This is a genomic window from Kitasatospora sp. NPDC056783 (assembly GCF_042789895.1).
GTDB lineage: Bacteria > Actinomycetota > Actinomycetes > Streptomycetales > Streptomycetaceae > Kitasatospora.
In genome coordinates this window covers 1-10,018 of the sequence record NZ_JBHUAF010000318.1, presented here as the reverse complement: position 1 = coordinate 10,018, position 10,018 = coordinate 1, and the positions used below count along the sequence as shown (strand labels likewise).

Annotated in this window: 1 protein-coding gene; it reads right to left on the bottom strand. The window is 74.6% G+C overall.

All coding sequences use genetic code 11. The features are described 5' to 3' along the window. Positions 1-10,018 (bottom strand): SDR family NAD(P)-dependent oxidoreductase (locus ACFRMQ_RS31570; RefSeq protein WP_380734137.1); only part of this gene is annotated, 10,018 nt, incomplete at both ends.

Genomic DNA, 10,018 nt, shown 5'->3' with positions numbered 1-10,018 from the left:
GATGAGCACCACGGCGCTGGGCCGGGCCCCCCGCCGTTCCAGCTCCCTGGCGGTCGCCAGCGCCAGCCACGCGCCCACCGAACGGCCGACCAGCACCGGCGCGTCGACGGCCGACGCGGCCTCGGCGAGCGCCTCGACCAGGACGTCGGCGGCCGCGGGCAGCGGGTCGCCGGCGAAGCCCGGCAGGGTGAGCGCCGTGACGTCGCGGACGGCCTCCATGGCCGCGCCGAACCGCTGGTACTCCTCGATGCCGCCGGACGCCAGCGCGGACGGCAGGCAGACCAGCGACGGCTGGAGGAAGCCGGCCGCGAGGGCGACCGCCTGGGTCTCGGGCGCGTCGGTGGCCGGGCTCAGCCGGGACGCCGTGGTCAGCAGGTCGAGGCCGTCCTGCGCGCGGCCGACGTCGACGGCCTTGCGCAGCAGGCGCTCCATCGGCCCGGCGGCCCGGTTCTCCGGCGAGCACAGCTGTCCGTAGAGGTGGTTGACGAGCTGTTCGGGCGTCGGAAAGTCGAAGGCGAGGGTGGCCGGGAGCTGGAGCCCGGTGGCCGCGTTGAGCCGGTTGCGCAGTTCGATGGCGGTCAGCGAGTCGACGCCGTGGTCGCGGAACGGCTGACGCGGGTCGTCGATCCCGCCGGGGGCCATTCCGAGGATGCTCGCGCTGTGCGTGACGACCAGGTCGAGCAGCAAGGCGCGCTGCTCGGGCTCGGGCAGGGCTTCGAGCCCGGCCCTCAGGTCCCCGGGGCCGACCGCCGGGGCCGGCGCGCGCCGTGGCCGGGCGAGTCCGCGCAGCAGCGCGGGCGGGGTGTCGATGGCCGCGAGGTCGAGGCGGACCGGCACCAGCGCCGGGCGTTCGACGGCCAGGGCGGTGTCGAACAGGTCGAGGGCCCGCTCGGTGGCCAGCGGCAGCATCCCGGTCCTCGCCAGCCGGCGCTGGTCGGCCTCGGTCAGGTTCCCGGTGATTCCACTGGACTCGGCCCACTGGCCCCAGGCGAGGGAGGTGGCCGGCAGGCCGCGCGCGTGCCGGTGCTCGGCGAGCGCGTCGAGGAAGGCGTTCGCGGCGGCGTAGTTGGCCTGCCCGGGGGCGCCGAACACCCCGGACGCCGAGGAGAACAGCACGAACGCCCGCAGGTCCAGGTGCTCGGTGGCCTCGTGCAGGTGCCACGCGGCATCGGCCTTCGAGCGCAGCACCGTGTCGATCTGCTCCGGCGTCATCGATCCCACCACGGCGTCGTCGACGGCCCCGGCGGCGTGCACGACGACCCGCAGGTCGGGGATCGAGGCGACGAGCTCCTTCAGTGCCCCGCGGTCACCGGCGTCGCAGGCGACCACGGTGAGGGCGGCGCCCAGCTCCTGCCGGAGCCCGGGCGGCTCGACGCCGCGGCGTCCGGCGAGCACCACGTGCGGGGCGCCGTGCCGCGCGACCAGGTGCCGGGCGACCAGGACGCCGAGGGTGCCGGTGCCGCCGGTGATCAGCACGGTGCCGTCCAGGGGCGTGCCGGCCAGGGGCCCGGCAGGCCCGGTCGGGGCGGTCGGGGCGGTCGGGGCAGTCGGGGCGGCCCTCACCAGCCTCGGCACGAGGACGGTTCCGTCGCACAACCGGATCTCGGGCTCGCCGTCGCTCACGGCGGCGCGCACCGCGGCGGGGATCGCCTGTCGTGAGGTGGCCGTGCCGTCGTGCCGGACGGTCAGGATCCGCCCGGGGTTCTCGCTGTGCGCGCTGCGCAGGAAGCCGCGGGCGGCGGCCGAGGCCAGGTCGTCGCCGGTGAGGACCACGAGCCGGGCCGGCGTGTCGGTGGCCAGGAACTCCCGGACCCTGCCGAGCAGTTCCCGGGTCACCGCGTGGGCGGCCGCGACCGGTTCGCCCTCGCCGACGACCTCGTGGAGGACCGTCTCGGTGTCCGGGCCGTCCGGTGTCGCCATCGGGGTCCAGTCGACGGCGAACAGCGTGTTCGGCCGGCGCCCGGCCCCGGGACCCATCGCCTCGACGGGCCGCAGGACGATCTCGTCGATGCTCACGACCGGCGTCCCGGCGGTGTCGGTGATCCGCACCGCGTAGGTGTCCGGCCCGGTCGGGTGCAGCACCACGCGGACCGTCGCGGCCGACCCGGTGACCGACACACCGGAGAACGAGAAGGGCATCCGCGCCGGGCTGCCGTCGGCGCCGCCGTCCTCGGCCGCGAGGCCGGCGAGCAGGGTCAGCGGCTGTATGGCGGCGTCCAGGAGCGCGGGGTGGACGCGGTATCCGGTGAGCCGCGCGGGGTCCGCCGGGAAGGTCACCTCGGCGTGCAGGTCCTCGCCGTGCCGCCGGATGCCGGTGAGCCCCTGGAAGGTCGGCCCGTAGTCGTAGCCGGCATCGGCGAGCCGGTCGTAGAGCGCGCCGATGTCGATCGGCACGGCCTCGCCGTCGTCCGCCCCGGGCGCGGCCGTCCGGTCGGCCGGTGCCTCCCGGTCCGCCGGCGGGCTGAGCACGCCGGTCGCGTGGCGGGTCCACTCGTCGGGCTCGGCGGAGGTGCGGGAGTGGACGGCGACGGGCCGGCGTCCGGTGTCGTCGGGCGCGCCGACGGTGACCTGCACGTGCGTACCGTCGCGCTCGGACAGCAGGAGCGGCGCCTCCAGGACCAGTTCGGACAGGACGGGGCTGGCCGTGTGCTCGCCGGCCTGGACGGCCATGTCCACGAACGCCATCGCGGGCAGCAGCGTCGAACCGAGCACGGTGTGCTCGGCCAGCCAGGGGTGGACGGACGCGGAGAGCTTCCCGGTCAGCACCACGCCCTGTCCGTCGGGGAGCTTCACCAGGGACCGCAGCAGCGGGTGGTCGGGCGTGTCGAGGCCCTCCGACGGGGTGGTGGGCTGGAGCCAGTAGTGCCGGTGCTGGAAAGCGTACGAAGGCACCCGCACACCCCCCGCCGAGACCACCGGCGGCATCCAGCGCACGGCACCGTCCGCCCACAACCGCCCCAGCCCCGCGAACAACCGCTCCGGAGAATCACCACCACGCCGCATCAACCCGGCCCCCACCAACACCGGATGCGGACCCACCTCCACCAACCCCGCAACACCCCGACCCGCCAACCACTCCAACGCGTCCGCGAACCGCACCGGCTCCCGCACCTGCCGCACCCAGTACCCGGCCTCGCCCATCTCCACCGGACACCCCGCCACCGTCGACACCACCGGAATCACCGGCTCACCGAACGACAGACCCGCAACCACCTCACCGAGTTCCCCCAGCACCGGATCCATCCGCGCCGAATGGAACGCGTGACTGACCTCCAGCCGCCTCACCCGACGCCCACGGCCCCGCCACACCCCGGCAACCGCCTCCACCGCCGCCTCGTCACCCGACACCACCACCGCATCCGGCGCGTTGACCGCCGCCACCTCGGCACCCGGCACCAGCGACCCCACCACCTCCTCCACCGACGCCTGGAGCGACACCATCGCCCCACCACCGGGCAACCCCCGCATCAGCCGCCCCCGCGCCCCCACCAGCACGCACGCGTCCTCCAGACCCAGCACACCCGCCACATGCGCCGCCGCCACCTCACCCACCGAATGCCCCACCACGAAATCCGGCCGCACACCCAGCCACTCCACCAGCCGGAACAGCGCCACCTCCAACGCGAACACGCTGTTCTGGGTGAACAGCGTCTCGCCGAGAACCCCCTCCGCGTCCTCGAACAACACCTCCACCGACAACCCCAGCAACCCGCACACCTCGTCCAAGGCCCGCGCGAACACCGGGAACACGGAGTACAGACCCCGCCCCATCCCCGCCCACTGACCACCCTGACCGGAGAACACGAACGCCGACCCGCCCGACGTACTGGCCTCGCCGGTCACCAGCCCGGGATGCGTCTCCCCGCGCACCAGGGCCGCCAGTGCCTCCGGGCCGGTCACCATGGCCCGGTGGGTGAACCGGGCCCGCGCGGCGAGCGCGGCGCCGATTCCGTCCGCGTCGGGGCTCTTGGCCGCGTACGCCTGTAGCCTGCGGGCCTGGGCCCGGAGCGCCTGCTCGGACTTGGCCGACAGCAGCCACGGCACCGGCACGACGGCTGCGGAAGCCGGATCGTCGGCAGGGGACTCAGGCGACGTCACCGCTGCCGGGTCCTCGGACGGCTCCGGGGCCGGGGCCTCCAGGATCACGTGCGCGTTGGTGCCGCTGATGCCGAACGCGGAGATTCCGGCCCGGCGGGGACGCCCCGTCTCCGGCCACGGCCGGGCCTCGGTGAGCAGGCAGACCTGGCCCGCCGACCAGTCGACGTGCGAGGTCGGCGCGTCGACGTGCAGCGTCGGCGGCAGTTCACCGTGCCGCATCGCCATCACCATCTTGATCACACCCGCCACACCGGCCGCCGCCTGGGTGTGCCCGATGTTCGACTTCACCGACCCCAGCCACAACGGCTCCACCCGCCCCTGACCGTAGGTCGCCAACAGCGCCTGGGCCTCGATGGGATCGCCGAGCGTCGTCCCCGTCCCGTGCGCCTCCACCACGTCCACCTCGGACGCCGCCAACCCCGCATTGGCCAACGCCTGACGGATCACCCGCTCCTGCGACGGACCGTTCGGCGCGGTCAGACCGTTCGACGCCCCGTCCTGGTTCACCGCGCTTCCCGCGACCACCGCCAGCACCTCGTGACCGTTGCGCCGGGCGTCCGACAACCGCTCCAGCAACACGACACCGGCACCCTCACCCCAGCTGGTGCCGTCAGCGGCCTCCGCGAACGCCTTCACCCGGCCATCGGCGGCGAGCCCCCGCTGACGGGAGAAGTCGATGAAGGCGGCGGGTGTCGCCATGACCGTCACCCCGCCGGCCAGGGCCAGTGAGCACTCGCCCGAGCGCAGCGCCTGCGCCGCCAGGTGGATCGCCACCAGCGACGACGAACACGCCGTGTCCACCGACACCGCCGGACCCTCCAGCCCCAGCAGGTACGACACCCGCCCGGAGGTCACACTCGTCGCCGTGCCGGTGGCCACATAGCCGTCCGTGTCACGCGAGATCTGGTCCACCCCGCCCGCGTAGCCGGATGCCCAGATGCCGGTGAAGACGCCTGTCTGACTGCCCCGCAACGACGTCGGATCGATCCCCGCGTCCTCCAACGTCTCCCACACCGTCTCCAGCAGCACCCGCTGCTGCGGATCCATCGCCAACGCCTCACGCGGCGAGATCCCGAAGAACGCGGCATCGAAACCACCCGCATCCGCGAGAAAACCACCCGACCGCGTGTACGACCTCCCGGGACCACCGGCCGGATCGTAGAGCCGGCCCACGTCCCACCCACGATCCGACGGGAACTCCCCCACCGCGTCCGCCCCACCCGCGACCAGATCCCACAACTCCCGGGCCGACCCCACCCCGCCCGGATACCGGGCCCCCAGCCCCACCACGACCACCGGATCATCCGACACCGGCACCCCGACCGGCACGGGTGAGGCAGGGGCCTGGCGCCGGGCGCCGACCAGGAGGTTCCGCAGGTGGCCGGCCAGCGCGTCGGGGGTCGGGTGGTCGAAGACCATCGTCGCGGGCAGCCGGACCCCGGCGGCCGCGGACAGCCGGTTGCGCAGTTCCACCGCGGTGAGCGAGTCGAAGCCCAGGTCCTTGAAGGCCCGCTCGGCGCCGACGGCCGCGGTGTCGGTGTGGCCGAGGACCGCGGCCGTCTGGCCGAGGACCAGGTCCAGGACGCGGCTGTGCTGTTCGGTCTCGGGCAGGGCCGCCAGTTCCCTGCCCAGGCCCGGCCGGCCCGTGCGCCGGGCGGGCCCGGTGCGGGCGAGGCGGCTGAGCAGGGGGCGGGTGGACGCCGCCGACAGGTCGAGGTGCGCGGGGACCAGCGCGGGATCGTCGGCGCCCAGGGCCAGGTCGAAGAGGGCCAGCGCCTGGTCCGTGGGCATCGGCAGCACGCCGGCGCGGGCGAGCCGCTTGCGGTCGGTGTCGGTGAGGTGCCCGGTCAGCCCGCTGGCCTCGGCCCAGTGGCCCCAGGCCAGCGACACCCCCGGCAGGCCCAGGGCACGCCGGTGCACGGCGAGGGAGTCGAGGAAGGCGTTCGCGGCGGCGTAGTTCGCCTGGCCCGGGCCGCCCAGCACACCGGCGGCGGACGAGAAGAGCACGAACGCGCTCAGGCCGAGGTCCTTCGTCAGCTCGTGCAGGTGCCAGGCGGCGTCGGCCTTGGGCCGCAGCACCTCGGAGATCCGGTCGGGAGTGAGGGATTCGACGACGCCGTCGTCGAGCACGCCGGCCGCGTGGACGACCGCGGTCAGCGGGCGCCCGGCCGGGATCGAGTCCAGGACGGCCGCCAGCGCGTCCCGGTCGGCCACGTCGCAGGCCACCACCTCGGCGTCGAGGTCCACCTCCGCCGCGGACCTGCCGAGCAGGAGCAGGTGCCGGATGCCGTGCCGCTCGCGCAGGTGCCGGGCGACGAGGCGGCCCAGTGTCCCGGTGCCTCCGGTGATCAGCACGGTGCCGTTCGGGTCGAGCGGGCCGGGTGCCGGGACCGCCTCGGCCCGTACCAGGCGGGCGGCGTGGGCGGCGCCGTCGCGGACGAGGACCTCCGGTTCGTCCCCCGCGACGAGGACGCGGTCGTCGGTGTCGACGAGCACGAACCGGTCGGGGTGTTCCGCCTGGGCCGCGCGGACCAGGCCCCAGACGACGCTGGACGGCAGGTCGACGGGGTCCGGCCCGACCGCCCCGCGGGTCACGACGGCCAGCCGGCCGTCCCCGTCGCGCAGGAACTCCTGGAGCGCGCTCAGCGTCTCGGCGGCGACGGTGTGCGCGGCCGCCACCGGGTTTCCCGCCGGGGGCGTGACGTGGTGGACGGCCGGGGGTTCGCCGGTGCTCTCGACGGGCACCCAGTCGAGGCGGAAGAGCTGGTCGGTCCCGGCGCCCGGCGCGCCCGGCGGCCGGTGGCGCACGGTCAGCGCGTCGATCACCGCCAGCGGCCCGGATTCGTCGGCGAGCGCGACCCGGAAGGTGTCGGGGCCGGTGGGTGTGAGGCGGACCCGGGCCGTGGAGCCGGCTTTCCGCATCGACACCCCGGCGAAGGAGAACGGCAGGCGGCCCGCCGCCAGCAGGGTCAGCGGCTGGAGCGCGGCGTCGAGCAGCGCGGGGTGGAGACCGAAGCGGTCGCGGGTGTCGGCGGGCAGCGCCACCTCGGCATAGAGCTCGTCGCCCTGCCGCCGGATCTCGCGTACGCCCGCGAACACCGGCCCGTACTCGTAGCCCTGGGCGGCGAGGGTGTCGTAGAAGTCGGTCAGGTCGACGGGCTCACCGGCCGGCTGCCAGGGCTCGCCGGTGTCGTACGGGTGGGGGCGGTCGGCGGCCGCGAGCGTGCCGGTGGCGTGCCGCAGCCAGGTGCCGCCCGTCCGGGAGTGCACGGTGACGGGGCGTCGGCCCGATCCGTCCGGTGCGCCGAGGACGACCTGGACCGGGACGGACCCGTCGTCCGGCAGGATCATGGGAGCTTCCAGCACCAGTTCGTCCAGGACGTCGCAGTCGGCCTGCCGCCCGGCGTGCAGGGCGAGTTCGACGAACACGGTCCCGGGCAGCAGCACGGAGCCCAGCACGACGTGGTCGGCCAGCCATGGCCGGGTGGCCGTCGAGAGCCGTCCTGTGAGCAGGACGCTCCGGTCCCCGGCCAGTTCGACGACGGCCCCGAGCAGCGGGTGCCCGGCCGAGTCCAGTCCCGCCGCCGACACGTCGCCCTTCGCGGCGGCGGGGTTCAGCCAGTACGGCCGGTGCTGGAAGGCGTACGTCGGCAGCGGGACGTGGCGGGGCTCGGCCGGGAGGACCGGCGTCCAGTCGACGGCCACGCCTTGCGTGTGCAGACGCGCCAGGGCGCGGTGGAACTCCTGCCTGCCGCTGTCGCGGCGCAGCGTGCCGGTCACGACGCCGTCCATCACCGGCGCCAGGACGGGGTGCGGGCTGACCTCCACGAACACACCGTGCCGGTCCTGCGTCAGGGCCTTGACGGCGAGGTCGAAGCGGACGGGCTCGCGGAGGTTGCGGTACCAGTAGTCGGCGTCGAGGGCGGAGGTGTCGGTCTCCTCGCCGGTCACCGTGGAGTAGAAGGGGATCAGCGCCGGGTGTGGCGTGATGTCGGCGAGGTCGGTGAGCAGTCGGTCGCGGATCGCCTCGACCTGCGCGGAGTGGGCGGCGTAGTCGACGGGCAGGCGGCGGGCGCGGACGCCGTCGGCCTCACAGGCCGTCAGCAGTTCGTCCAGCGCGTCCAGGTCGCCCGACACGACGACCGAACCGGGGGCATTGACCACCGCTACGGTGATCCGGCCGTCCCAGCGGGCCACGAACTCGGCGGCCCGCTCCTGCCCGAGGCCGACCGAGACCATCCCGCCCCGGCCCGCCAGGGCGACCAGGGCCTTGCTGCGCAGGGCCACCACCTTCGCGGCGTCCTCCAGGGACAACGCGCCGGCCACGTACGCCGCCGCGATCTCCCCCTGTGAGTGCCCGACCACGGCGTCGGGCTCCACACCATGGGCACGCCACAGCTCCGCCAGCGCCACCATCACCGCGAACAGGGCCGGCTGCACCACGTCCACCCGCTCCAGCGAGCCACGGCCGACCAGCACCTCCACCAACGACCAGTCGGTGTACGGCGCCAGCGCCGCGTCACACGTGTCGACCACCTCCCGGAACACCGGCTCCGAGCCGTACAACTCCCCACCCATACCGACCCACTGCGCCCCCTGCCCCGGAAACACGAACACCGACCGGCCGGGCGAACCGGCCACGCCCGTGGGGACGCGGGGGTCTCCGTCGGCGAGGGCGGCGAGTTCCGCCGTGAGGTCGCTTCGGGTGCTGCCCACCAGGGCCGCCCGGTGGGCGAGCAGCGTGCGGGTGGTGGCGAGGGCCCGGCCGATCGCGGCCGGCCGGAGTCCGGGGTGGGCGGTGAGGTGGTCCGCGAGCCGTCGGGCCTGAGCACGCAGGGCGTCGTCCGTCTTGCCGGACAGCAGCCACACGGTGGGCTCCGCGGAGTCGTCCGCGGCGGGTTGTCCGGGCCCTACTTGTTCGGGGGTGCCTTCCGGGAACTGTTCGATGACGACGTGGGCGTTGGTGCCGCTGGCCCCGAAGGCCGAGACGCCCGCCCGGCGGGGACGCCCCGTCTCCGGCCACGGCCGGGCCTCGGTCAGCAGCCGGATGTCACCGGTGTCCCACTCGACGTGCGGCGTGGGCTCCTGGACGTGCAGTGTCGGCGGCAGTTCGCCGTGTCGCATCGCCATGACCATCTTGATCACACCCGCCACCCCGGCCGCCGCCTGGGTGTGCCCGATGTTCGACTTCACCGACCCCAGCCACAACGGCTCCACCCGGCCTTGACCGTACGTCGCCAACAGCGCCTGGGCCTCGATGGGATCACCGAGCGTCGTCCCCGTCCCGTGCGCCTCCACTGCGTCCACCTCGGACGCCTCCAGCCCGGCGTTGGCCAGGGCCTGACGGATCACCCGCTCCTGGGAGAGGCCGTTGGGCGCGGTCAGACCGTTGGAGGCGCCGTCCTGGTTCACCGCCGAACCCCGCACCACCGCCAGCACCCGGTGCCCGTTGCGCCGGGCGTCCGACAACCGCTCCAGCAGCACCAACCCCGCGCCCTCACCCCACGCCGTGCCATCGGCCGTCGACGAGAAGGGCTTGCACCGGCCGTCAGGGGCCAGGGCGCGCTGGCGAGAGAACTCCGTGAACTGCAAGGGGGTCACGCTCACGGTGACCCCGCCGGCCAGGGCGAGTGTGCACTCCCCCGAGCGCAGCGCCTGCGCCGCCAGGTGGATCGCCATCAGGGACGAGGAGCAGGCGGAGTCGACGGACACGGCCTGGCCCTGGAGGCCCAGCAGGTAGGAGACCCGGCCGGAGGTGATGCTCGGCGAGATGCCGGTGGCGAGGTAGCCCTCGGTGTCGGGCGGTGCCTGGTCGGGGCTGCCGACGTAGCCGGAGGACCAGATGCCGGTGAACACGCCCGTCCGACTGCCCCGCAACGACGTCGGATCGATCCCCGCGTCCTCCAACGTCTCCCACGCC